The following is a 24,030-nucleotide window of genomic DNA, read 5'->3' as shown; positions in this document are numbered from 1 at the left end:
CGCGACGGAGACCGGGGCCGGCTTCAGAACCCCCAGGGCGCCGGATGGGGGGTGGCGGCCGGGTCCTGCGACCAGACCAGGCGGGTCTCCAGGTCGTCGCCGACCAGGGCGGCCAGACGGTCGACCGCCCAGCCGTTCCAGTAGACACCGCCGCGATACTCCGGGATCCGGAACGCGGCGAGTCCGACGGGCAGGGCCTCCGGACGGAAATGGGCCTTGGTGATCTCGCCGGTGGTCCTCTTCGGCTTGGACGACCGGCGGGTGTCCAGGCAGTCGACGACGGGCTCCACGACGTGGAGGACGTAGTCGTCGGAACCGTCGCCGCCGCCGGGGAGGGCCCGGTCGGCCGGTTCGGTGACGACCGGCACGAGGGGGCCCGAGTCCGACAGCTCGGCCTCGAGCAGGCCCGCCACGCGTCGGCTCAGGACCGGAGCGCCTGGATAGCCGCTCGGGAACTCGCTCCTGCGCCAGCCGGGATTGCCGTCCCACGAACCGGTGAACGAGGTCGGCATGTCCGCCTCGGACCCGGTGATCTGCCAGCGGATGAGTTTCCTCAGGGAACTGCCGAGGAGCAGCGTCCGGAACTCGCCCATGCGCGGCAGCAGGCGGTAGACGGCAAGGGCGTTCGAGGTGCTGTCGGTCATCTACGGTCCCGTCCAGAATGCGGTCGGTGAGGGTACGCCGGTCGAGAGCTCTCCCTCGACCTCGCGTCCGATGGCGCGCAGCTCCCGCCGGAGCTCCGTACGGATCGCCCGGACGCCGAAGCCGCGGGCCGTCCTGTCCTGCACCAGCTGGTCCAGCCGCTGGTTGACGCGTTGCAGGAAGGGCTCGCGGTGAGTGAAGTTGTGCGGGCTCGGGTGACCGAGCGGTATGCCGTTCGCCGCGTCGTTCACGTCGACACCGTACCTGTCCAGCAGGGCACGGCTTCTGGCCCCGGGCACCCAGTGCCCGGCGGTGCCGCCCGACGGGACGATGTGGGCGGCGGCCTGTCCCCGGCTCACCGGCCGCCCCTCGCGCCGCATGTTCCTGCGCAGCCGCCTGGCGTTCTGCCGGCAGGTCAGCAGACCCAGGTAGTCGGCCCACAGGAGCGGATCGAGGACATATCCGCGCGGGTTGGGCCCCGCGTCCATGCCCAGGGGATCCGGACTGAGATAGGTCGCGGTCGCCGGGTCGTAGTAGCGGAAGAAGTTGTAGTGAAGTCCGGTCTCGGGGTCGTCGTACTGACCGGGGAAGCGGAGCGGTGTGCTCGCGACGGCGTCCTCGGCCCATGTGGTCAGGCCCCACAACGTGGCGGTGGCGCGCCAGTCGACGGCACCGTCCTCCGAGACGAGCTCGGTCGGCGTCCCCACCAGGTCGGTGACGATGGCGTGGAAGCGTTCGTCGACGTGCCGCCGCGGATCGTCCGGCGTGCTGCGGCGTTCCGTCTGGGCGAGCGGCCGGATGCCGTCCCGGTCCCAGGTGAGGGTGACCTCCTCCACGCCGCCGGCGGTCCGGGTCGTCTGCTCCACCAGGTGGGGACCGTCCCAGGTGAAGAGGGTCTCCTCCATGACCGTCGACCCGTCGGGTCCGAGGCGCTGCTTGGCCGTCCGCCGGCCCATCGGGTCGTAGACGTAGCGCCAGACCGTTCCGTCGGGAGTGACCACCGAGGTGAGGCAGTCCTCGGCGTCCCACGTGTAGCGCCAGACGGCGGCCTTGCGGGACAGCCGCGCCTTGCGGCGCAGGACGACCCGGCCCGCGGTGTCGTACTCGTAGTGGACGGAGCCGGCCCGGCTGACGCGGTTGCCGGCATAGGCGCGGTCCCCGCGCGCGTCGGGAAGCGGCAGCCCCTCCGGCCACGCGGCCCGTGTCTGGTTGCCGACCTCGTCGTAGGCGTAGGACTCCGTCCAGTCGGCGGCCCTCACCCCGGTCACCCGGCCGGTCCCGTCGACGTCGAGGCTGCGCCGCCCACGGGCGGAGTCCTCCACAGCGGTGACGCTGCCGTCGGCACGGTAGGTGTACGCGTCGTGCTTCAGCCGCCTGCCCCCGGCGTCCAGCGTGCGAACGGTGAGGCGGTCGTCGGCGTCCCAGGTCTGGGTCAGGGTGAGCCCCCGGTCCCCGAGCCGGCGGGTGATCTCGCGGCCCAGCGGGTCGTACGCGGAGGCGAGGCGGTGACCGGAGGTGTCCAGCAAGGTGCGGTTGCCGGCGGTGTCATAGGTGTACGAGGCGGTGGCGCCGGCGGGCGTGGTCCGTCCGACGGGACGCCCGAGCACGTCGTACGCCGTGGTCAGTGTGCGTCCGTCGGCCTCCTGGGCGGTGACACGGCCGGCCGGGTCGTAGGCGAAGGCGAGGGTGACGTCGGGCCCCGTGGCCCGCAGGAGGCGGCCGTTCGCGTCGTACGCGAAGGCCGTGGCCCGGCCGTCGACCGTCTTCCCGGTCCGGTTGCCGACGAGGTCGTACGCGTACGCCGTCTCCTGCCCCAGCGGATTGGTGATGCTGAGCAGCTGACCCGCGGGGTCGTGGACGTAGCGCATGGTCCGGCCGTCGAAGTCGGTCTCCGACGTGAGGTTGCCCACGGCGTCGTAGACGTAGTCCCAGGTCAGTCCGCGGGGATCGGTGACCTGGGTGAGCCGCAACTCGGTGTCGTGCGTGAACGTGTGGCGGACGCCCTCGGGCGTGGTCCGGGCCTTGACCACGTCGAAGCCGCCGTAGGCGTAACGGGTCACCCGGCCGAGGACGTCGGTGTTCGTGACGCAGTTGCCCTCACCGTCGTACGTCCACGACTCCGTTCCTCCGTCGGGGTCGGTGCGCGACGCCTGGTGCCCTTCGACGGTCCAGGCGAGGGACGTGATGAGGCCCAGCGGATCGGTGAGCGTGACGGGCCGGCCGAAGTCGTCGTAGGCGACGCGCGTCTCCGCCCCGAGCGGATCGACGGCCGAAACGGGCTGCCCCGCGGCATTGTTGACGAACGTCCGCACCGCGCCCAGCGGATCGCTCAGCGAGGTCAGGGCGCCGGTCCGATCGTGGGTGAACACGGCGGCGGCGCCCGACGCGTCCGTCACGGAGACGCAGTTGCCCCGCTCGTCCCAGCCCTGCCGCGTGGTGGTCCCGTCGTATCCCGTCACCTCGACCGGGAGGTTCAGCTCGTTGAACACGGTCGTCGAGACGGAGCCGTCGGGCAGGCGAACGGCTACGAGGTTGTCCTCCTCGTCCCAGTCGAGCCGCAGGGTACGGCCCAACGGATCGGTCCGCGCGACCAGCTGATCCCTGTGGTTCCACTCCTGGACGGTGGTGCGGCCCAACGGATCTGTCTCGGACGTCAGTCGGTAGGCGTCGTCGAACTGGTAGACGGTGGTCCGGCCGAGGGAGTCGACGGCGGTGGTGCGCCGGGCCGCGTCGTCGTAGCTGAAGGCGTAGTCGAGGATGCCGTCGTCCCCACGCCCGGCGACGCACCGGCCCGCCTCGTCGTACGCGAAGCGGTACCTGAAGCCGTTGCGGTCCTTCCAGCCCGTCATGCGATGCCGGTCGTCGTAGTCGAACTCCAGCCAGAGACCGGAGGAGTTGCGGACCCCGGCGAGGTCTCCCCTCCGGTCGTAGGCGTACCGGACCAACGTGGGCCGCTCCGGGTGGCTGGTCAGCTTCAGTTCGACGACACGGCCGTCCTCACAGGCCACGCCGATCCGGTAGCCGCCGTGGTGGACGATCTCCGTGGGCGTGCCGTCGGTGCCGTACACGACCGAGACGGTGTTGCCGTTGCGGTCGGTGACGAGGGTGAGGACCTGTTCCGACGGCGGGCGGCCGGGGACGGGCCGGAAGCGCAGTGTCCGGCCCGTCTCGGGGCGGTGGACGGTGAGCTCCCCGCCGTCCCAGCCGAGCGGCCAACGCGGACCCGCCACCGGCATGACCGGGACCTCGGGCTCGGGCACGGGATACGTGAGCACCATGCCGTCCTCCACGACGAGCCTCACTCCGGTCGCGTCGAGAAGCAGCCTCTGGTCGAACGTCGAGGTCCAGCCGGGTCCCAGCAGACGGCCGCCGTGGACCCCGGTGCGGTGGTGGCGTTCGAAGAGCAGCGGCAGCATGCCGTCCAGGCTGACGTCGGTCGCCGACATGACCATCTGGCCGGTGGCCATGTCGATCGGATCACCACGGGTGACGAGCTTCTTCATCTGTCGCCCGAGGTTCTTCATGCGTGGACCGAGACCGCGCAGGCTCATGGCCATGCCTTTGAGCCCGGTCTTGCCCAGGCCCTTCAGGCCCTTGAGCCCCTTGGCCAGCTTGCCCAGGCTGGTGATGCCCTTGCCGCCCGGTATGCAGTCCAGCGCCGCGAAGGCCACGTCCCACAGGGACGCCTGCCCCTTCGCGTATTTGTTGAGCGTGTCGGCAAGCACGACCAGGGCAGCGACCAGCACGATCGCGCCGAGGATCGGCCCCCCGATGATCATCGCGATGACCCCGACCACCGCCACGACGACCTTGCACACCGTGACGATGGTGTCCCAGTTGTCGGAGAACCAGTCCCCGACCTCCTCCCACCACTTCCGGTTGTGGATCCCCGCGTCCGACGCCTCGCCGATCTTCGACTTCGCGTCCCGCGCCGCCTCCTCCCGCATCTTCCGGGCGTCCTCGGCCATCTTCTTCGCCGCGTCCAGCGCACCGTTCGCATCCGCCACGTCCGACCGCGCACTGGCCTGCGCCGACTTGGCGTGCTGGGCGTCCCGGGTCGCGGCACGGACCTTCGCCTCGTCCGGCTTCTCCGCCTCCTTGCTGCCGGTCGGATCGTCCTTGTACTTGTCCGCCTCCTTGCCGGCCCGCGTCACCCACGAATCCGCCGACGACAGACGCGACTTGGCCGAGGCGAGATCGGCCTGCGCCTCCCGCCCCTTCACCAGCGCCTTGTCCGCCAGCGCCTGCGCCCGCTCCAGCCTCGGCCAGTAGTCCCCGAGCGCGTCCCCCGCCATCTCGTACGACTTCTTCAGCTTCTTCAACTGCTTCGGCACACCCGAGAACTCGGCCTGGAACGCCTCCGCCGACTTCCCCGCCCAGGCCAGAACGGCGTCCTCGCCCGCCATCCCCTTGATCAGCCGCAACGCGTCCGACACGTCATCGGCGAAATCATGCAGATCCTTCGACAGCTTCCGCACCCGGTCCGGATCACCCGGCGTCGGATCCCGGTCCAGATCCAGCACATGCCAGTCCCCCGGCCGGTTCCCCGCCATGCCGCAACCCCCGTCACGCCCGTCTCAACAACACCCGTACGCACGAGCGAAGTTACTGGACCGGCGCAAGGTGAGGAAGGAAGCCGCCGCGGGGCTAAGGCTGCGCGAAGCGGAACGTGGAGGTGACGGCGTCGAAGACGTCGAAGAAGGAGTCGGCGAGATCGAGCACCTGACTGCTGCCCGCGACCAGGGCGACCTTGCCCTCCTGGCCGGGCACCGGGATGAACGTCTGCATGAGCACGGCACGGACCGTGCGCCCGAGGCTGTCGTCGGGGACGGGGATGTCCTCGATGCCGTACGTCCGGGCGGCGGGACCGACACCGGGTATGTCGACGGTGGTGACCTTGCGCCAGGCGTCGCCCTCCTTCTTGGCCTCGCGCACGGCGAGTTGGCCCGCCATGACCTGGGGGTCGGTGGACAGAGGCTCACCCGTGCGCGTACGTCCGCCGACGATCGAGACGGTGACCGATCCGGTGATCGGGGTGTCGCCGCCGAAGGACTCCGCCATGCAGCCGCAGTAGAGGGCACCGGACGTCCAGGCGTCGGCGGCGGCCTTGCGGAGGAAGCGGACGTAGGTGTCGCGATACGGAGCCAACTCGGACCTCTGTCCGATCCGTTCGTTCACCATCCGCCGGATCGAGTCGTCCCGGGACTCGGGCCGCACGTCGAACTCCCACCACGACTCCGGCACCTTGATCCGAAATCCGCCGCGCTCGACGGTGAGCGTCTCGATGTAGCGGTCCATGGTGTTCCCTCCGGGGTCAGTCCGTCCCTCCGCGCGAACTGCAGATACCCGTTCGATCAGTTCGGCTCGGGTCAGCCTACGAGGTGGGACGCACGCGAAGGGCAGGCCGCCCACGAACCAAGCAGCGGAACGGTCCCCTGCCCTCGCGCACCGGTGAAGATGCCGAACGCAAAGTGGGGCCGCGCCGTGGAGACGGCCCCGTCACCGCGCGAACCGATGTGTCCCGGAACACGATCGGGCGCCCCCAGAGCTCCGCTTCACCCCGGAACAGACCCGTATGCCCCCATCCACAGGGAGGTTCCGTCCTGGCGAAACCAGGAACCCCACGGATACCGTCATTTCCCTCGACCCACTTCACCCGACCGACGTCCCACGGGGAGACCACTGTGAAGCGCCGCTCTTTGCCCGTTGCTACCGCGTTCGCCGCGACAACAGCCCTGCTGCTGACGGCTTGTGGTGGTGGGGACGGCACCCCGAAGGCGAACGACAAGATCAAGGGCGCGGACACGAGCGCCACCGCTTCGGCCTCCTCCAGCGCGAGCGCCTCGGACGGCGCGGACCGGCCCGACATCACCCTTCCGGGCGACGTGAAGGACGAGTTCGAGGGGTGGAGGACCGGGGACGCGACGAAGGACGCGATCCTCGCGGACGCGGGTCGGGCGCAGACTGCCACGAACTACGCCATCATCAAGGGGAATCCCGACGAGCCGGCCCTCGCCTTCTACCGGCAGGGCGACGCCCTCGTCGGCGGCGCTCAGTGGGTCAAGTCCTTCGTGGACGCCGGAATCACGTACACCGGCACCGTTCGGTACTTCCGTCCCGATGTGACGCTCTACGGAACGACATCCGCGGGAGTCACGTTCTGCACGGACGAGAGCAAGGCGTTCAACAAGGACGTGAAGACGAAGAAGGTCGACAGAACCCCGGTGACCAAGAACTCGTACGTCTACTACAACACTCATCTGAAGAAGGCCGGCAACGGCGTCTGGCAGACGACACAGCTCGTCTCCGAAAGGGGCAGCGGCAAATGCACGCGCTGAGGTCCAAGAGCCGGATGTTCACCGTCGGCGCCCTTGCGACGACCTGCGTGCTGTTGCCCAGCCCGGCTTTCGCCGATCGCGGCACCGGCGGTTCCGATACCAGCGTCAACACGTCCGCAAAGCGCTCCGGCCACACGCTGGAGTCGCGGATCACGTACTCCGGCAGCGCTCGTGGAAGCGGTGGCAAGTCTTCCGGCAACGTCACGCCGGTAGGAAACTGGACGCCTCCGGCCTGCTGGTACGAACCTGTGTCGGCTGCCGAGTTCAAGAAGAAGGTCGAAGGCGAGTACGACGAAGTCGTCAACGATCCCCAGCAGCCCAACTACGCCAAGTCGGCGACGGGCCAGTTCCGGGACATCTACAAAGACGGCAAGTACAAGGACTACAACCTCGACGAGGCGGACGAGGGCAACTGGTGGGTATCGGTGCAGAACCCGAACCGCCTGGACGATCCCGCCGCCTTCACCTGTAGTGAGCTGCCGTTCTGGGTCCTGAACGGGGACACTCCCGCGGTGAAGAACGCCGTGACCCCGCAGGTGCTGGCGGAACTCGCCTACAACAGGATCACGCTCCCGGCGACCGAAGTCACCCTCGCCCCCCGCGACACCACCAAGGTCAACCTGCCCACCTGGGCCTGGCTCGACAAGGCGACCTTCAAGGACGTCTCCGTGACCGCCGCCCTCAACGTCGCCGGGCTCAATATCTCGGCGACCACCACCGCGAAGCCCGTCTCGCTCAGGCTGGATCCCGGCACGAGCGACGCCGAGACCTACCCGGCCTCGGGAGAGTGCCGGCTGAACGACGACCACTCCATCGGCACCCCGTACGCCAAGGGCAAGGCCGGTCAGACCCCGCCCTGCGGAATCAAATACCTGCGCTCATCGGGCGACGGCACGTACAGGCTCCGGGCCACCATCACCTGGAACGTCACCTGGACCGGTACCGGAGGCGCCGGCGGTGACCTGCCCGACGGGACCTTCGGGACCACCCAGGACATCACCGTGCAGGAGATCCAGTCGGTCAACCGGTGACGGCATCCGTTCACGCCATGGGGATCCGTCGAGAGTCGGCCGCGTGCCCACGGCGGACACTCGGCAGGGAACACTCAAGCTCGCACCCCGGAAACCGTGCTAACACCGCAAGGAAAGCAGGCGAAATGACTGGGACTTTCCTCGAACAGCTGGGTAATAAAGCGAACTTCAGAGTGCGGGTGACCATCATCGGTGCGACCTGGATCGCGAGGAAGACAGGGAACCGAAGTGTCACGTCCTGAGAAATCCGTGGAATCGTCCGACGCCTCGGCACGATTCACCAGCACGATCGATGCTGGACCTCGGGCGGGGCAGGCGCGGAACGCGCGAAAAAACAGTGCTCTCCTCACCTCTCGGAAGAACAGACTCGGGTTCATTCCGGATGCCGCGGCCTGGTGCACGATCGGCAGGATCCCCGATCCCCCTGAGGCCGTCCGCCAGGCGGCCGGCGCGGGGCGGACACGCCCGGCGGTCATGCGGCCCCCGGCCATGGCCGGGGTCGCCCTTGCTGCTCCCTTCATGCTCATCGGCCTGCTCCTCGGCCTCCTCGCGACCTGCGTCGAAGCCCTCCAGGCAGTGCTGGCGACGAAAGAGGAACGAGACGCGTCCCGGTCCGAACGTCGGGCGGCCAAGATCCGCGATCGGGCCGTCACCGAACACGGACTCGACAAGACCTTCGACGGCGACTGGAACAGCGCCGCCGGGCAGCTCCTGCTGCGCTGGTACGGCCACTCCTCCCATCACCAGCGGCTCGTCGCCCTGACCGAGGGCCGCATCGTGCTGGCGTCACCGCCGAAGCGTGTGTCCATCCGCCGAGAGAGCCTCGTACAGGTCGTCGCGGAGATCCCCGCGGACAGCGCGGTCCTTGAGGACCCGCTCCGCAATGAACACGCGAGCGACAGACTGCGCATCCGCTTCACCGACGGCTCCTGGCTGACGCTGATCACGGAGGAGCGGCGCAGCGAACTCCACATGCATGTGATGCGCCGTTCACGGGCGGGTGGTGCCGACACCGCCAGAGGGTGAGATCCGGCGCCGACGCCCGCGGACGGCCGCTTGTCATCGAGCCGTCGTTCGCCTCGCCCGGCATCGTCCGTGCGCTCGGTGCTCAGGCGGACATCAGACCCAGCGCAAGGAGTGGGCGATGGCGTCGCACAGGTCCCCCATCGGGCTCTCGGTGCCGCTCAGCGGCACCGAGAAGGCCAGATGCAGGTAGCCGATACCGCCGGGCATGTGTACGTGGAAGTCCATGGCTGTCTTCCCGACAGCGCGGACCGTTCCGCCCGCAGGCAGTGTCAGAACATCCACTTCGGCTTCCGGCCCCAGCCGTCGGGCCAGCTCGGGGGCGAAGTCAGCGGGCGTCGGAGCCAGCCCGCGCGGCGTTGCAGCCAACGAAACGAGGAGAGAGGCGGGGAGGGCCGAACCAGGCGACTCGGTCTTCAGGAAGAACTCCAGCCCGCCCTGTGCGAGGCTGCCCTCGGCGGCGTTGCGGAGCGTTGTCCAGAGGCTGCGAGCGGCCTCCGCAGGCACACGGTTTCCCTCGGACTCCTTGTCCACGAAGGTCTTCAGCTGCCGGCGCCAGCGCTCGTGCGTGAGGTCGACGCGGAACCAGTCGCGGGGTACGAGGAGCCGGTAGTCCGAGGGCGCGGGCTCGGTGGCGGTCACTGTCCGGTTCCCGAGGTGATCAATGCCGAGCCGTCGGCGTTGAAGAGGCGGATGCTGCTGACGACGTTACCGAACATCGTGGAGAAGGCGTCCCAACCGGTCATGGTGGGGGTCGACATCTCCATGACCACGGTGGTGTCGTTCGGCAGAGGGACGTACACACGGATGTAGGCAACCGGAAAGCCCAGATTCTCGCCCGCCTCGGTCAGCGAGGCGGGGAGCTTTTCCTGCCGGGTACCGATGCACGAGACCCCCGGACCGCAGGGGAGTTCGATCTCGGAGACTTCGGCCACCTCGATCCCTGCGAGGCTCGACGCGATCGCCTCGACCGCACCTCGCACTCCCCGCGCGTCAGGGCTGTCGACGAGGGTCGCGGACATCGTGGCGCTACAGACGGTGTCGTCCACCGCCGTGAGACAGACGGCGGCATATTCGGTACCCGTGGCCCGGAGATCGTCGACGCCGAGCGCGCAGATCAGTCCGAATCTCGTCCTCTCGTCCTCTGCGGCACCCGGGAGCGCGTTCTCCACCAGTTCTTCCAACAACCGGACCGCCTCGTCGTCATCCGTCTCCTGGAGAGGCAGGTCGTGGAAGACCTCCGGCACGACCCAGCGGACATGGATGTCCTCCGCGTCAAGGACGGGCGAAACGGAGCGGGAAGGGATCAGCGTGGACAGTTCGGGCAAGGTTGTCACGCGGGCTGTTCCTCTTCGGGGCCGGGCAGTTCGGGAGCATCCGGGAAAAATCTCCGGGACGACGCGTACATGCCGTAGTAGGGGTATGCGGCTGGGATGTCGGCTCCGCCCCGGCGGGCGATGACTGCGATTTCGCGATACCTGCGTGCCCGGATGCGCACGTTGCGCAGCGACGGGTCCTTGAGACTGGGCCGCCGCCACAGATACAGCCCGATGATCAGACCGAAGACGATCAGTACATCCAGGACGATGAAAGCGATCTGGAAGGGGCGTGGTTTCTGGGACGCCACAAGATCCCAGAACGGCCAGGCGCCGAATCCGAAGACGGCCAGCAGAACGCCTGCCAGGCACCCGCGTCCGCGCCACTTCCTGTTGTCCTCCCACCGGTGGAAGAGCATTCCGTGGACGGCCTTGTCGTCCAGGAAGTCGAAGCGCACTTCGCGGCCGTACCTCTCGGCCGCGGCCCGCGCGGCGGGAACCTCGGCGATGACGGACGAGGAGACCATGGCGTGGGCACCCCCGTCGTCCCCCATGAACTGTCCGGAGTGCAGACCTCGTTGATCGCTCATGAATTTCAGTCCTACGATGCGGGCGCCAGGGCGGCGCGGAACGAGCTCGACGACGGGCTGGGCTGCGGGGTCGGTGAAGGCGTGGCGGGTCCTCCGGGGGCTGCAGGGCTCGTACCCGGTGCCGGGGTGGGCCGGACATCACCGGGCGGGGGCGAAATCTTATGAGGTCCGCCGCCCTCGGGGTGATCGTCGCTGAGCCGTTCCAGCGTCTTCACGTAGAGGTGAGCCAGGCCGGTGCCCTTGATGTACCGGGTCACGACCTCCGGATTGAAGCCCTCCTCCGGGATCCTCACCTTGGTGATTCCCCGCTTGGTCAGATACTTGGAGGTGACCTTGGCCAGGCCGTTGATCCCTTTCACGCCGAGGCCGTTGCTGAACTTCTCCCAGAGACCGGCCTGCGCCGCGACCAGTCGGCCTCCCTTGGCCCCTGCACTGAGACCTCGGAGGGCACCGAATCCGGGGAAGAGCCCCAAGACGTCGAAACCGATCTTCAGAGCATCGAACTCGCCACCCCGGGCGAACACGTCGTACAGCCGACCCGACAAAGCGGTGGCACTGAGCGCTGCCGCCATGCCCGCGATGATCGGTGCCGCGAGACCTCCGGTGAAGATGATGGCGGCGCCGAGAGCCACCACCGCCAGGATGGTGGCAGCGGCGGAGAACCAGTCCGCGTGATCAGCGATCCAGTTCATGATCCCGCCGGGGTCGTGGACCCCGTCGTGATGGATCACGTTCTTTATCCGATGAGCGGCCCGTTTCGCCGCGTCGTCCCGGATCTCCTTCGCCGACTCGATCCTGCTGCGCGCGACAGCCATGAGATGTGCGGCGTCGTCCCGCTTCTTCTCCTGCTTCGTGCGCTCGACATGGTCGTCCTTGGACGGAACGGTCCCTGTGTACGGCTCCAGCACCTTGAGAGCCGCCTTGTGGTCGACCTCCGCGGCACGGAAGTCCTCCAGGGCCGCGTCGGCCATGCGCTGCGCGCGATGCAGTTCACCGGCGTACTCGTCCGACTCGCCGTCCTTGACCTGGGTGCCGAGTGCCGTCGCCGCCTCGTTGTAGCGGTCGTACGCCTTCTTCAACCGCCCGGCCGTGTCACTCGCGGTCTCGTGGAAAGCGCGCCCGGCGTCGCTGTCCCAGCCGTCGACGGATGCCAACGCCCTGATGTTCCGGGCCTGTTTGTCGATCTCCTCGGCCATGCCGCGCAGCTTCTTGCCGAGCCGTGCCACCTCGTGCGGATCGCCGGGCACAGGATCGGAGTCGTACATCGGCGTCCAGTCACTCGGGCGGGCCGTCACTGCCTCTTCCCCTTCTGGTCACTCTTCTTGGCGTCGCGAAGTGCCTCGGCGAGCTGGTGATCGATGTCCTCGTACGCCTTGGCCGCCTCGGCGGTGTACTTGGCGAGGTTCTCGATGTCCTTCATCAGCTTTTTGCGGCTCTTCTTCCACGTGTCCGAGAAGTCGTCGAAGACATCCCGGAGTCTGTCGCTGCCCAGATCATCGCCGTAGCCGTCGGCGGGATTGCCGTGCTGGTCGAACTCACGGTGAATTCGGTAGAGCGAATCCGAGCAATCCTTGATCAGGTCGAGGTCGTATCGGGTTCTGTCCGCCACGGTTTCCAGGCTTCCTGCTCGACTGTCGTACGGGGTCGTCCCATTGCGCCGTGCCACGGACACGGGTGCGACCGAGCGCAGCGCGCCCCGTCGCACCCGGTGCGGTCCACAGGGTCCGACTAACCCTTGACGCCCTTGGCCAGCTGGTCGTCCAGGTCCTCGTACGCCTTCGCCGCGTCCTCCAGGAACTTGGCCATCCCCTTGAGGCCCTCGAGGGTGTCCTTCATGCCCTTGGTGAACTCCTTGAAGGAGTCGTCGAAGGCCTGGGAGCCCTTGGCCGTCGTGTAACCGTCGGCGACGAGGCCGTCGATGTAGCTGTCGAGGCCGTGGAGCTTGTCCTCCATCTTCTCCTTCTCGTGGCCGAGCCGCTTCGCGGCGTGCCGCATCTTCTCGTAAGTGATGTCCGCGTCTTTGCCGCCGGCCATGTGGCGTCCTCCATGCTTCAACTCGCCGCAGGGCCAACCCCCGTGGCTCCTGATGCGGATGGTGCGACCGTCCGCGTCGAGCAAGCAGCTTAACTACGGCGCTTGCAGCCGCACACCCCGGTTGTGTCACGAGCGCGCACCAAGCCCGGTTCCCGGACGGGGTCTTCGTGGTTCCCTCACACGGGCCGTTGCCTGCGGGAAGCGATGAGCGGCTATGGTCGGGAGCACTGTGGCCGGCGTTCCGGAAGCGGCCATCGGTGTCTGGGGGAGGACGAGCGTGCGGTTGACTCTGACCGTCGTCGACCCGCTCGGCGGCGCCACCGCCGACGTGGTTCTCGACGCGGATCCCGAGTCCTCGGTGGGGGACATCGCCAAGGAGCTCGCGGAACACGTCGGTCACAGCGGCGGTGCGCAGATCATCCCCCTCGGACAGCACCGGGGAGCCGCGGACGGCGGCGCGCCGGTCGCGTACGTCGACGGGCATCCCGTCGACCCCGCCGCGACCATCGCCACCTCGCCGCTGCGCGAGGGCGCTGTCGTGAGCCTGCACGATCCGGCCGGATGCCTGCCCGGCGAGCCGACCGGGCTGGTCGAACTGCGGGTGGCGGGCGGCCCCGCGGCCGGTGCCGTGCACCGGCTCGGGATCGGCCGGTACGACATCGGCTCCGGGGCCGCGTCGTACGTACGCGTCGACGATCCCGAACTTCCGCAAAGGGCACTGACATTGTCAGTCGCAACGGACGGGACGTGCGGCGTCGCCGTGCACGGGGAGAAGGAGGACGTCACCCTCGACGGCGCCCCCTTCGAGGAGCGCGAGGACGACTCCTGGCCGCTCGGCAGCCAGATCGCCGTCGGCAACTCCCTTTTCCAGCTCGACCGTTACGCACAGCCCGATGCCGCGCTCAAGTGGTCGGACGACGGTGCCGGCCTCGACTACAACCGGCCGCCGCGGCTGCGCCCGCCGGAGCGCGAGACGAAGTTCCGGCTGCCGAGTCCCGTACGGGACTACGAGGCCCGGCCGCTGCCCTGGCTGATGGCGCTGACACCGCTCGTCAGCGCCGTCGTCATGGTGCTGGTCTTCGGGCGCTGGTACTACATGATCATGGCGCTGCTGAGCCCGCTCATCATGCTCGGCAACTACCTCATGGACAAGAAGCAGGGCCGCAAGTCCCACGCCAAGCAGGTCAAGGAGTACAACGAGCACAAGGCGCGGATCGAGAAGGACGCCAAGGAGGCGCTGGTCGCCGAACGGCTCGACCGGCGCCGGGCGGTCCCCGATCCGGCGACCGTGCTGTCGCTGGGCACCGGGCCGCGCACCCGGCTGTGGGAGCGGCGCCGCACCGACGCCGACCACCTGCTGCTGCGCGTCGGCACCGGACGGCTGCCGTCCGAGGTCGTGCTCGACGATCCCGAGCAGGACGACCACAAGCGCCAGGTCACCTGGACCATCGAGGACACGCCCGTCGCCCTCCCGCTGGCCGAGCGCGGTGTCGTCGGTATCGCCGGACCCGGTGACTCGGCCCGGGCGCTGGGCCGTTGGGCCGTCGCGCAGACCGCGGCGCTGCACAGTCCGCTGGACGTCCAGTTCTACGTCCTGACGGAGAACGGCGGCCAGGACAGCTGGGACTGGGTGCGCTGGCTCCCGCACAGCAGGCCCGCCGGCGCCCAGGACGCCAACGTCCTCATCGGCACGGACGCCGAGACCGTCGGCGCCCGCATCGGTGAGCTGACCCAGCTCCTCGACGCCCGGCAGAAGGCCGCCAGGCAGAACGGCAACAAGGCCTCGTTCGGCGATCCGGACATCGTCGTCGTCTGGGACGGGTCCCGGCGGCTGCGGTCCATGCCGGGTGTGGTGCGGCTGCTGCGCGAGGGCCCGGCCATGTCCGTGTACGCGATCTGCCTGGACGCCGAGGAGCGGTTCCTGCCCGGCGAGTGCCAGGCCGTCGTCATCGCGGAGCCCAGGCCCGAGGAGCACCCGGACGAGCGGCGGCCCGTCGAGGCCGCGCCGGCCGCCCCCGGCGGCTTCCCCTCCTTCCACGCCTGGCACGCCGCCGGGACCGACGTCTCCGCCGCGGACACGCCGAAGGCGCTCGAACTGCGGCTGCGCGTCCAGCAGGCGGGCATCGCCCGCGTGCAGGACGTACGGCCCGACCTCGTGTCGGCCGCCTGGTGCTCCCGGCTCGCGCGCGCCCTGTCCGCGCTGCGCGACATCAGCGGCGAGACCGAGGACTCGGCCCTGCCCGGCGCCAGCCGGCTGCTCGACGTGCTCCAGCTGGAGCCGCCGACCGGGGACGCGATCAGCGCGCGCTGGCGGATGGGCGGGCAGTCGACGACGGCCGTCATCGGCGAGTCCTACGACGGGCCGTTCGGCATCGACATGCGGCGCGACGGCCCGCACGGTCTGATCGCCGGTACGACGGGCTCCGGAAAGTCGGAGCTGCTCCAGACCATCGTGGCGTCGCTGGCCGTCGCCAACACCCCCGAGAACATGACGTTCGTCCTCGTCGACTACAAGGGCGGCTCGGCGTTCAAGGACTGCGTCCAGCTCCCGCACACCGTGGGCATGGTGACCGACCTCGACGCCCATCTCGTGGAGCGGGCGCTGGAATCGCTCGGCGCGGAGCTCAAGCGGCGCGAGCACATCCTCGCCGCCGCCGACGCCAAGGACATCGAGGACTACCAGGACCTCGTCCGCCGTGATCCCTCGCACGCGCCCGTGCCCCGGCTCCTCATCGTCATCGACGAGTTCGCCTCCATGGTGCGCGACCTGCCCGACTTCGTGACGGGTCTGGTCAACATCGCCCAGCGGGGCCGTTCGCTCGGCATCCACCTGCTGCTGGCCACCCAGCGGCCCAGCGGTGTCGTCTCGCCCGAGATCCGGGCCAACACCAACCTCCGGATAGCGCTGCGCGTGACCGACGGCGGCGAGTCGAGCGACGTCATCGACTCCCCGGAAGCCGGGCAGATCTCCAAGAGCACGCCGGGCCGCGCCTACGTCCGGCTCGGGCACGCCTCGCTCGTACCGTTCCAGTCGGGACGCGTCGGCGGACGCCGGCCCGGTGCCGCCGATCCGGCGGTGCTCGCACCCTGGGCGGGACCGCTCGGCTGGACGGACCTCGGGCGGGCCGCGCTGGTCAAGCCGAAGGCCGAGCAGCGCGAGGAGGAGGAGATCACCGACCTCAAGGTGCTGGTCGACGCCGTGCGCGAGGCCAACCGGGCCCTCGGCATCCCGCCCCAGCACAGCCCCTGGCTGCCCGCCCTCTCCGAGACGCTGCTGCTCGACGAGATCACCGTGCCCGCGTTCTCCGGCGGTCCGGGCAAGCTGCCGCCCGCCCCGTACGGCGTCGCGGACCTGCCCGCCGACCAGGCCCGCCGGCCCGTCGTGGTGGACTTCGCCTCCTTCGGGCACCTGCTCATCGGCGGCGCCCCCCGCAGCGGACGCTCGCAGATCCTGCGGACGATCGCGGGTTCGCTGGCCCGTACCCACTCGGCGGCCGACGTCCACCTCTACGGCATCGACTGCGGCAACGGCGCGCTCAACGCGCTGACCCGGCTGCCGCACTGCGGCGCGGTCGTCGGCCGCAACCAGACCGAACGCGCGGTCCGTCTCGTCGCCCGGCTCAAAGGTGAACTCACCCGCAGGCAGGACCTGTTGGCCGACAAGGGCTTCGCCGACATCGGCGAGCAGCGGGCCGCGTCGGCGGAGGACGAACGGCTCCCGCACATCGTGGTGCTGCTGGACCGCTGGGAAGGCTGGCTGCCGACGCTCGGCGAGTACGACCACGGCGACCTGACCGACCAGCTCACCGCGATGATGCGCGAGGGCGCGAGCGTCGGGCTGCACCTGGTGATGACGGGCGACCGCCAGATCCTCTCCACCCGGATCGGCTCGCTCACCGAGGACAAGTACGCTCTGCGGCTCGCCGACCGCTCCGACTTCTCCCTGATCGGCGTCAACGCGCGCAAGGTCCCCGAGGAGATCCCGCCCGGCCGCGGCTACCGCAACGAGCACGGCACCGAGACCCAGTTCGCCCTGCTCACGGAGGACGCCACCGGCCAGGGCCAGGCCGCGGCGCTCACGGCGATCGGCGAGGCGGCCACGGTCCGCGACGCCGGGCTGCCGCGCGCCCGGCGCCCGTTCCGGGTCGACGTGCTGCCCACCCGGATCGGCTTCGCCGAGGCGTGGGAGATGCGCGACCCGGAGGCCTCCCGCTCCCGGCTGTGGAGCCTGGTGGGCATCGGCGGCGACGACGTCATGGGCTTCGGCCCCGACCTCTCCCGGGGCGTGCCGACGTTCGTCGTCGCGGGGCCCGCCAAGTCCGGGCGCAGTACGACGCTGATGAACATGGCGCGCTCGTACCTGGCCCAGGGCGTACGTCTGGTCGTCGCGGCGCCGCGCCCGTCGCCGCTGCGTGAACTGGACGGGCGGGAAGGCGTGTTGAAGGTCTTCGACGAGGACGACATCGAGGGCGACGACCTGCGGGAGGCCATCGACTCCGCGACGCCCGAGGAGCCGGTCGTGGTGCTGGTCGACGACGGCGAGGTCCTGGAGGACTGCGACGCCGGGACGGTCTTCAAGCGGATCGTGCAGCGCGGCACCGAACGCGGTCTCGGTCTGGTCATCGCCGGTGACGAGGAGGACGTGTGCAGCGGGTTCTCCGGCTGGCAGGTCGAGATGAAGAAGGGCCGCCGCGGCATCCTGCTGTGTCCGCAGGACTCCTCCGCGGGTGAACTGATCGGCATCCGCACGAACCGCAGCATGGTCGGCGGCCCGGTCGCCCCCGGCAAGGGCCTGCTGCACCTCGGCGACGGGGAGCCGCTGACGGTGACGACACCGATGTGAGCCGCGGGCCTGAGCGGAGCGGGTGGCAGAGGGATGAAGGGGGCGGGCCCGGTGGGCGGATCGGCGAAACCGAAGCGGCGCAGGGCCGCTGGGGCGGCGCTGGGCCACGAGCACGTGCGGCGGCGGCCGTCCGCGTGGGCGCAGGCGAGGGAGAAGGCGTCCCGGGGGGAGGCGTCCGGTGGCTGTCTGATCCTTCTGGCCGCCATGGCCGCAGCCGTCGGGTTCGCGTTCATGGTCATGACCTGGGGATCCGAACTCTGGGGCGACACGGCCCCCGCCTGGCCCGGCAACGGCTACGGCTTCGCGGCCGCAGTCGGGGCCGTACTGCCCCTCGGACTGGCCACGGTGATCGTGACACTCGACAGGATGAAGTGGAGGACGAGCCCGCTCCGCTCGCTCGGCTGGGTGCTCGCCTCACTGCCCGGAGTCGCCGCCTGCTTCCTGTGGGCCGTGGTCGTGTTCGCCACCTTCCGCCCCAGGCACCACCGCGACTGGGGCTCCGCGTGCCACAGCAGGGGCAACCCCTGCTGGGTCCACGTCGAGTACCCGTATGTCTGGGCCGTCGGCCTGCTCTCGACGGTGCTCGTCGCCGCCGCGCTGATCACCGTGCTCGTCAGGATCGCGAACGCCCACGAGAAGACCCCGTCCGCCTGAGCCCCGTGCCTCCCGCCCCCGCTCCGAGCCCGCCCCTGGGGCCGGCGTCCGGCGGCCGGCCGACCCCTCCGCCGCCCCGTGTGACGCGGATCACGGGAACCCGGGGTGCACGGATCGACAGTCACGAGGGTGAGCACTGACATGCGTACCCGGATACGGGCCGGGGATCCGAGCGCGTTCGCCGAGCTGTACGACAGTTACGCACGCGCCGTGTACAACCACGCCTTCCGCCTCACCGCCGACTGGACCGCGGCGGAGGACGTGATGGCCGAGACCTTCATGGAAGCGTGGCGGCTGCGTGACCGGGTCAGCGCCGAAGGCGGCAGCCTGCGGCCGTGGCTGCTGGGCGTGGCGGTCAACGTCGCCCGTGGCCACCACCGCAGCAACCGGCGCTACCGGGCCGCGGCGAACGCCGCCGCGGAGGCCGAGACGGCGCTGCCCGACCATGCCGACGAGGTGGCGGGCCGGCTCGACGACCGACGGCGTATCGCCGCCGCCCTGCGCGCGCTCGCCGCACTGCGCAGACCCGAGCGCGAGGTCCTGACGCTGTGCCTCTGGGAGGGGCTGGAGTACACGGCCGCGGCCGAGGCGCTCGGCATCGCCGTCGGGACGGTGCGCTCACGTCTCTCCCGCGCACGCGCCAGACTGCGCAAACTCACCGAGGCCGAACTCGGCGGCCGAACTGCCGCCCGGGCGGCGCCGGTCCCGTACTCGGACCACCGCGCCGAAGGACGCACGGGAAAACCCGTACGAGGAAATCGGGAACTCGGCCGGCCGGATCGACAGACAAGAGGAGAACACATCCACTCGATCCGGCCCGTATCGGAAGGAAATCGATGAAAGCGACCCAGTCCCGGCAGAATCCGGCCGAGTGGGAGGAGAGCGCGCCTCTCCTCCCGAAGACTGCGCGCGATCTCCCGGCGGGCCGTCACCAGTTCCACAAGGAGCGTTTGATGGCCCACATCCAGCAGGACACCCAGCGGGACGCGAGCACCACGAAGGCCGCCCCCGCCCAGCCGAAGTCCCGAGGGTTCCGCCTGCTGCGCCCGGCGTTCGCGCTGCCCGCGATGGCGCTGGCCGGCGCGGTCGTCGCCGGGACGCTGCTGGTCGACAACGGCGTGCACGGCGGTGGCGCCGCCACCGGACCCACCACCGAACTCGCCACCGGACCCGCGATGATCGTCCCCGTCGGCGCCACGACCACCAGGGGCCTGCCGCAGCTGATCGATCAGGTCTCGTTGGCGGCGGCCGAGGAGACCCACCCCACGGTCGGGCCCGGCCAGTACGTCTACATCGAGTCCCAGACGTCCGACACCTTCGTGAAGACGGTCGGCGACGACAGCAGCCTCGCCAGCTACGCGCTGCACCGGCGCCAGATCTGGCGGTCCGCCGACGGCACCAAGGGCTGGCTGATCGACGCGGCCTCCAACGACAGTGCCGAGGGCGAGACGCTGAGCCTGCCCGACGAGCAGGGCAACACCCCCGAGGCCAACCTGAACCACCCGTCGTACGACTCCCTGGCCCGGCTGACCACCGACCCCGACGAGTTGCTGAAGCTGATCTACAAGGAGACCGCGGGACAGGGCAACACCCCCGACCAGGAGGCGTTCACCACGATCGGTGACCTGCTCGGCGAGAGCTACCCGCCCGCGGAGCTCTACTCGGCCCTGTTCAAGGCCGCCGCGAAGATCCCGGGCGTGGTCGTGGTGAACGACGCCAAGGACGCGCTCGGCCGCTCGGGCGTCGCGGTGGCACGGCTGGACGAGACCAGCGGCGAACGCGAGGAGTGGATCTTCGACAAGAAGACCCACGTCTTCCTCGGCGAGCGGACCGTCCAGGTCAAGTCGGTCTCCCAGGACGGGGTCGCCTTCAAGCCCGGCACCGTCCGCAACACCAGCGCCATCACCAGGCGCGCGATCGTCGACGGCATGAAGCAGACCCCCGGGCAGAAGGGCTGAGGTCCCGCCGCCCCAGGCTGAGACGCACCGCTGCTCACCGGCCCCGTGGCCGCCGTCCCAGGACGGCGGCCACCGTGCTGTGCGGGCCTCGGCGGCCGAGGCCCGGCGTCGGCACCGGCAGTGCACGGCCACTACCGGGGATTTCCGGCGCAGGCCCTAGCCCACCTTGTTCATCCGGGCCACCGGGTCCCCCGCCTCCGCGTTGTCCGTCTCGTAGGTGAGGTCGCCGCCGACAGGGGTCAGCCGGACCTCGTGGCGTCCCTTGGTGCAGACGTCACGGTTGGACTCCGAGGCCACGCTCGTGGCGACGAGCTGCTTCTTCGTGACCTTCTTCAGCACGAGGACGTCGTCGCAGATGCCGCCGATCTGGTCGGTCTGCCGGAAGGTGCCCAACTCCTGCCCCACGGCGGCCCGGTGGACGGTGACGCGGAAGGTGCCCATGGGGAGGGTGCCGCCGAGACCGAGACCGTCGCCCTCCCAGGTGCCGAGGTAGGAGGCCGGGACCGCCGACAGCTGCTCGTCGGGACCGGAGGCGCTCGTCGTCGGAGCCGGTTCCGGGGCACTCTCCGTGGAGCCCGGCTCCTCGGCGGTCGCGCTCGGCCCCGTGTCGGAGACGCTCCGGCTCGCCGTGGCCGACGGGCGCCCGCCCGCCACGCTGCCCTCGCCCTTGTCGCCGCCCGGCAGCAGGTCGAGGAGGAACGCGGATCCCACGGTCACCGCCGCCAGCGCTCCCGCGACGGCGAGCGCGACCGTGCAGCTCATCCTGCGGCCCCGTCCGCCCGCCCCGGGCGCGGAGGTCGCCGCCACGCTGACCGAGAGCCTGCCCGGCCGGTCGGACGTGCGCCGGTCCGCTGTCCCCTCGTGGTGCACGGCGTCCCGGGGCCCGGTGTCCGGGCCCGCGCCCTGTCCCGGTACGTACGCGGGCATCGTGGGCGGCGGCCCGAAGCCCGGCGGAGGCGGCCCGAAGCCGCCGCCCGGTCCCGGAGTCCCGGCCGTCCCCCCGGACACCGCCCCGCCCGTCCCGGGGCCGGACCCGGAGTCCTGGACGGCCCGGGAGCCGGTCCCGGCCGCCCGCCCGGCCTCGACCGAGGGACTGCTGAAGCCCAACGGCCCCGAGGGCGCGGCCTGCGCGGCTCCCGTCGCCTCGAGGTTCAGCAGCTGTACGGCGCTTCGGCTCACCCGCTCGACCAGGGCGCCCGGCAGCCAGCCCGCCGACACCAGCCGGGCGGCACCCTGCGGTGCGAGCCGCAGGGCCACCTCGCCCGGAGCGGGCCGCGCCGAGGGCTCCTTGGCCAGGCAGTCCGCCACCAGCTCGCGCAACTCGCCTTCCAGGGAGTCGAGTCGGGGTTCCTCGTGCACCACCTTGTAGAGGAGGGAGGCGGAGGAGTCGCCGGGGAAGGGGGGTTCCCCGGTGGCCGCGTACGCGAGGACCGCGCCGAGCGAGAAGACGTCGGCCGCTCCCGTGACGCCCTTGCCGAGGATCTGCTCGGGGGACATGTAGCCGGGGGAGCCGACGGAGACCCCCGTCGAGGTCAGCGAGGCGGTGCCGTCCGTGGCCCGCGCGATGCCGAAGTCGATCAGGAGCGGACCGTCGAGGGTGAGCAGCACGTTGGAGGGTTTGACGTCACGGTGGACGAGGCCCAGCGCGTGGACCGCCGTGAGCGCCTCGGCCAGACCCGCGCCGAGGACGCGCGCGGAGTGGGGCGGGAGCGGTCCGCCGTCCGCCACGGCGGCCGTCAGCGAGGGACCGGCCGCGTAACCGGTGGCGACCCAGGGAACCGGTGCCTCCGGGTCCGCGTCCAGGACGGGCGCCGTCCACGCGCCGCCGACCCGCCGCGCGGCCTCGACCTCGCGGCGGAAGCGGGCGCGGAACTCCTCGTCGAGCGCGAAGTGCGGATGCACGATCTTGACCGCGACCGTACGGCCGCCCGCGCTGCGTCCCAGGTACACGCGCCCCATGCCGCCGGAACCCAGCCGGCCGAGCAGCCGGTAGGGCCCCACGGCCGTGGGTTCGTCGGCTCCGAGCGGCTGCATGGCACTCACGGTTCCCCCTCCCCCGTACACACTGCCCAGCAGCGTAGTGCCGTGACCGCCCCGGGCCCCCGGAACGAACGGGACCGGGGCGGCCGGGGCCTCACGGTTGCAGGAGCCGTACGTTCACGTCCGCCGGGAACCCGGTCGTCGAGCCGACCCGGCGCGCGAACTCCCGCACGGCCTCCAGCTGGGGGCCGCCGAAGCGGAAGTCGAGCGTGGTGAAGTACTGCTCCAGGACGGACTCGTCGAAGGCCTCCCACCGGGCCGCCTGCTCGGCGACCTTGGAGACCTCGTCCAGGGAGAGGTCCCGGGAGGAGAGGAAGGCCTGGTGCACCTTGCGGGTGAGCAGCGGTTCGCGCTCCAGGTAGTCGCGCCGGGCCGCCCACACGGCGAAGACGAACGGCAGACCCGTCCACTCCTTCCACAGCGCGCCGAGGTCGTGCACCTGGAGCCCGTACTTCGGCCCGTCGAGCAGGTTGGCGCGCAGCGCCGCGTCGCCGATGAGGACGGCGGCGTCGGCCTCCTGCATCATCAGGCTCAGATCGGGCGGGCACGTGTAGTAGGAGGGCCGCACCCCGACCTTCTCGGCCAGCAGCAGCTGGGCGAGCCGCACGGAGGTGCGCGAGGTCGAGCCGAGGGCGACGCGGGCGCCGTCCAGCCGGTCGAGGGGGACCTGCGAGACGATCACGCAGGACATCACGGGGCCGTCGCAGCCGACAGCGATGTCGGGAAAGGCGACGAGGTCGTCGGCGTGCTTGAGGAACTCGACGAGCGTGATGGGCCCGATGTCGAGATCCCCTCGCACCAGCTGCTCGCTGAGCTTCTCAGGGGTGTCCTTGGTGAGCTCGAAGTCGAGGAGCGTGCCCGTTCTCGCGAGCCCCCAGTACAGGGGCAGGCAGTTCAGGAACTGGATGTGGCCGACGCGCGGCCGGGTGCGAGAATTGTCCACATCGCGAGGCTAGCCCCCATGCGATACCGTGCAGGCTCCAGGGTCGGCGTGTGCGGGTGGAAACCGTCCCGACCCCTCGTGTCAACCGTCGTGACACCTCGCAGTCAACGCACGTCAGGCCTTTGACCAGCACGGACCACCCATCCGAATGACTTGATCTTTGCCTCTATTGCTTTCGGCTGCCTGCGTGCTAGGCTCGCCGCAAGTTGCAGTTTGGTTTCCCTTGCAGTACAGAGCCTGCGGAGCATGTGACCGCGGGCTCTCGTCGTTTTCAGACGTATGCAGTTGTTTACACAATCGCAGGTTCTGGAGCAGGGCAACCCTTTGGGCCCAAGGAGGGCTTATGGCTACCGGAACCGTGAAGTGGTTCAACGCCGAAAAGGGCTTTGGTTTCATTGCCCAGGAAGGCGGCGGCCCGGACGTCTTCGTCCACTACTCCGCGATCAACGCGAACGGCTTCCGTTCGCTCGAAGAGAACCAGTCGGTTTCCTTCGACGTCACGCAGGGTCCGAAGGGCCCGCAGGCGGAGAACGTCACTCCGCTCTAAGCCTGCGGCTCCATGAGCCCGAAGCTTTGATCCGGAACGGATAGCAGTACCCAAGGAGCCCCGCGCCAGCC

Annotated in this window: 19 protein-coding genes; 8 read left to right on the top strand and 11 right to left on the bottom strand. The window is 70.1% G+C overall.

What is annotated here, in order from left to right; translation table 11 throughout:
* Positions 1 to 23: 23 nt before the first annotated feature.
* The 3 genes from CW362_RS05930 to CW362_RS05920 form a co-directional block, all read right to left on the bottom strand.
* A complete protein-coding gene (locus CW362_RS05930) occupies positions 24 to 644 on the bottom strand; it encodes a hypothetical protein (RefSeq protein WP_103548293.1) in 621 nt (206 codons plus the stop codon).
* A complete protein-coding gene (locus tag CW362_RS05925; RefSeq protein WP_112477696.1) occupies positions 645 to 5,195 on the bottom strand; it encodes a DUF6531 domain-containing protein in 4,551 nt (1,516 codons plus the stop codon).
* A 94-nt stretch (positions 5,196 to 5,289) separates the two neighbouring features.
* A complete protein-coding gene (locus CW362_RS05920; protein ID WP_103548291.1) occupies positions 5,290 to 5,940 on the bottom strand; it encodes a hypothetical protein in 651 nt (216 codons plus the stop codon).
* A 386-nt stretch (positions 5,941 to 6,326) separates the two neighbouring features.
* Between CW362_RS05920 and CW362_RS05915 the strand changes: the two genes are divergently transcribed.
* The 3 genes from CW362_RS05915 (at position 6,327) to CW362_RS05905 (ending at position 9,037) form a co-directional block, all read left to right on the top strand.
* Positions 6,327 to 6,980, top strand: coding sequence for a hypothetical protein (locus CW362_RS05915; protein ID WP_103548290.1), 654 nt, complete (start codon positions 6,327 to 6,329; stop codon positions 6,978 to 6,980).
* Positions 6,968 to 8,011, top strand: a complete 1,044-nt coding sequence (locus CW362_RS05910; RefSeq protein WP_240657673.1) for a hypothetical protein — start codon at positions 6,968 to 6,970, stop codon at positions 8,009 to 8,011. The genes CW362_RS05915 and CW362_RS05910 overlap by 13 nt, the downstream gene beginning before the upstream one ends.
* Before the next feature lie 474 nt (positions 8,012 to 8,485).
* A complete protein-coding gene (locus CW362_RS05905; protein ID WP_240657671.1) occupies positions 8,486 to 9,037 on the top strand; it encodes a hypothetical protein in 552 nt (183 codons plus the stop codon).
* Between the two features lie 93 nt (positions 9,038 to 9,130).
* On the opposite strand, the gene CW362_RS05900 is transcribed toward CW362_RS05905, so the two are convergent.
* The 6 genes from CW362_RS05900 to CW362_RS05875 all read right to left on the bottom strand — a co-directional run bounded on the left by CW362_RS05900 (position 9,131) and on the right by CW362_RS05875 (position 12,974).
* Positions 9,131 to 9,676, bottom strand: coding sequence for a hypothetical protein (locus tag CW362_RS05900; protein ID WP_103548288.1), 546 nt, complete (start codon positions 9,674 to 9,676; stop codon positions 9,131 to 9,133).
* Positions 9,673 to 10,371 carry a hypothetical protein gene (locus tag CW362_RS05895; protein ID WP_103548287.1) on the bottom strand — a complete coding sequence of 233 codons (699 nt, stop codon included), beginning with the start codon at positions 10,369 to 10,371 and terminating at the stop codon, positions 9,673 to 9,675. The genes CW362_RS05900 and CW362_RS05895 overlap by 4 nt, the downstream gene beginning before the upstream one ends.
* Positions 10,368 to 10,940, bottom strand: a complete 573-nt coding sequence (locus CW362_RS05890) for a hypothetical protein (protein ID WP_162683974.1) — start codon at positions 10,938 to 10,940, stop codon at positions 10,368 to 10,370. Before CW362_RS05890 ends, CW362_RS05895 begins: the two co-directional genes overlap by 4 nt.
* 11 nt (positions 10,941 to 10,951) lie before the next feature.
* On the bottom strand, positions 10,952 to 12,235 hold the full coding sequence (locus tag CW362_RS05885) for a WXG100 family type VII secretion target (protein WP_103548285.1): 1,284 nt from the start codon (positions 12,233 to 12,235) through the stop codon (positions 10,952 to 10,954).
* Positions 12,232 to 12,549, bottom strand: a complete 318-nt coding sequence (locus tag CW362_RS05880; protein WP_103548284.1) for a hypothetical protein — start codon at positions 12,547 to 12,549, stop codon at positions 12,232 to 12,234. The genes CW362_RS05885 and CW362_RS05880 overlap by 4 nt, the downstream gene beginning before the upstream one ends.
* Positions 12,550 to 12,668: 119 nt before the next feature.
* Positions 12,669 to 12,974 (bottom strand): WXG100 family type VII secretion target, encoded by a 306-nt coding sequence (locus CW362_RS05875; RefSeq protein ID WP_103548283.1) that lies wholly within the window; start codon positions 12,972 to 12,974, stop codon positions 12,669 to 12,671.
* A gap of 277 nt (positions 12,975 to 13,251) precedes the next feature.
* Between CW362_RS05875 and CW362_RS05870 the strand changes: the two genes are divergently transcribed.
* From CW362_RS05870 to CW362_RS05855, 4 genes are all read left to right on the top strand, one after another.
* A complete protein-coding gene (locus tag CW362_RS05870; protein WP_103548386.1) occupies positions 13,252 to 17,817 on the top strand; it encodes an FtsK/SpoIIIE domain-containing protein in 4,566 nt (1,521 codons plus the stop codon).
* 204 nt (positions 17,818 to 18,021) lie between these two features.
* A complete protein-coding gene (locus tag CW362_RS05865) occupies positions 18,022 to 18,471 on the top strand; it encodes a hypothetical protein (RefSeq protein WP_162683973.1) in 450 nt (149 codons plus the stop codon).
* 129 nt (positions 18,472 to 18,600) lie between these two features.
* Complete coding sequence (locus CW362_RS05860) at positions 18,601 to 19,311, top strand: RNA polymerase sigma factor (RefSeq protein ID WP_103548281.1); 711 nt, start codon at positions 18,601 to 18,603, stop codon at positions 19,309 to 19,311.
* A complete protein-coding gene (locus CW362_RS05855) occupies positions 19,308 to 20,429 on the top strand; it encodes a CU044_5270 family protein (protein WP_103548280.1) in 1,122 nt (373 codons plus the stop codon). The genes CW362_RS05860 and CW362_RS05855 overlap by 4 nt, the downstream gene beginning before the upstream one ends.
* Positions 20,430 to 20,585: 156 nt before the next feature.
* Here the strand turns inward: CW362_RS05855 and CW362_RS05850 are convergent, their stop codons facing one another.
* Entirely contained in the window at positions 20,586 to 22,463 is a 1,878-nt protein-coding gene (locus tag CW362_RS05850; protein WP_103548279.1) for a serine/threonine-protein kinase, read from the bottom strand.
* Between the two features lie 100 nt (positions 22,464 to 22,563).
* Positions 22,564 to 23,412: a menaquinone biosynthetic enzyme MqnA/MqnD family protein gene (locus CW362_RS05845; RefSeq protein WP_103548278.1), complete on the bottom strand. Its 849-nt coding sequence runs from the start codon at positions 23,410 to 23,412 to the stop codon at positions 22,564 to 22,566.
* A 343-nt stretch (positions 23,413 to 23,755) separates the two neighbouring features.
* On the opposite strand from CW362_RS05845, the gene CW362_RS05840 reads away from it, so the two are divergent.
* Complete coding sequence (locus tag CW362_RS05840; RefSeq protein ID WP_037627265.1) at positions 23,756 to 23,959, top strand: cold-shock protein; 204 nt, start codon at positions 23,756 to 23,758, stop codon at positions 23,957 to 23,959.
* The last annotated feature ends 71 nt before the right edge of the window (positions 23,960 to 24,030 follow it).

It is taken from the genome of Streptomyces populi (assembly GCF_002911015.1).
Classification (GTDB): Bacteria; Actinomycetota; Actinomycetes; order Streptomycetales; family Streptomycetaceae; genus Streptomyces; species Streptomyces populi.
The sequence above is the reverse complement of the archived record's forward strand: the minus strand, read 5'-3'. Positions and strand labels throughout refer to the sequence as shown.

Bases quoted from the DNA above. Each gene is read 5' to 3' on its own strand.
- CW362_RS05930 (WP_103548293.1), bottom strand. From the start codon at position 644: ATGACCGACAGCACCTCGAACGCCCTTGCCGTCTACCGCCTGCTGCCG.
- CW362_RS05925 (WP_112477696.1), bottom strand. From the start codon at position 5,195: ATGGCGGGGAACCGGCCGGGGGACTGGCATGTGCTGGATCTGGACCGG.
- CW362_RS05920 (WP_103548291.1), bottom strand. From the start codon at position 5,940: ATGGACCGCTACATCGAGACGCTCACCGTCGAGCGCGGCGGATTTCGG.
- CW362_RS05910 (WP_240657673.1), top strand. From the start codon at position 6,968: ATGCACGCGCTGAGGTCCAAGAGCCGGATGTTCACCGTCGGCGCCCTT.
- CW362_RS05905 (WP_240657671.1), top strand. From the start codon at position 8,486: ATGCGGCCCCCGGCCATGGCCGGGGTCGCCCTTGCTGCTCCCTTCATG.
- CW362_RS05890 (WP_162683974.1), bottom strand. From the start codon at position 10,940: ATGAGCGATCAACGAGGTCTGCACTCCGGACAGTTCATGGGGGACGAC.
- CW362_RS05875 (WP_103548283.1), bottom strand. From the start codon at position 12,974: ATGGCCGGCGGCAAAGACGCGGACATCACTTACGAGAAGATGCGGCAC.
- CW362_RS05865 (WP_162683973.1), top strand. From the start codon at position 18,022: ATGGCCGCAGCCGTCGGGTTCGCGTTCATGGTCATGACCTGGGGATCC.
- CW362_RS05855 (WP_103548280.1), top strand. From the start codon at position 19,308: ATGAAAGCGACCCAGTCCCGGCAGAATCCGGCCGAGTGGGAGGAGAGC.
- CW362_RS05850 (WP_103548279.1), bottom strand. From the start codon at position 22,463: ATGCAGCCGCTCGGAGCCGACGAACCCACGGCCGTGGGGCCCTACCGG.
- CW362_RS05840 (WP_037627265.1), top strand. From the start codon at position 23,756: ATGGCTACCGGAACCGTGAAGTGGTTCAACGCCGAAAAGGGCTTTGGT.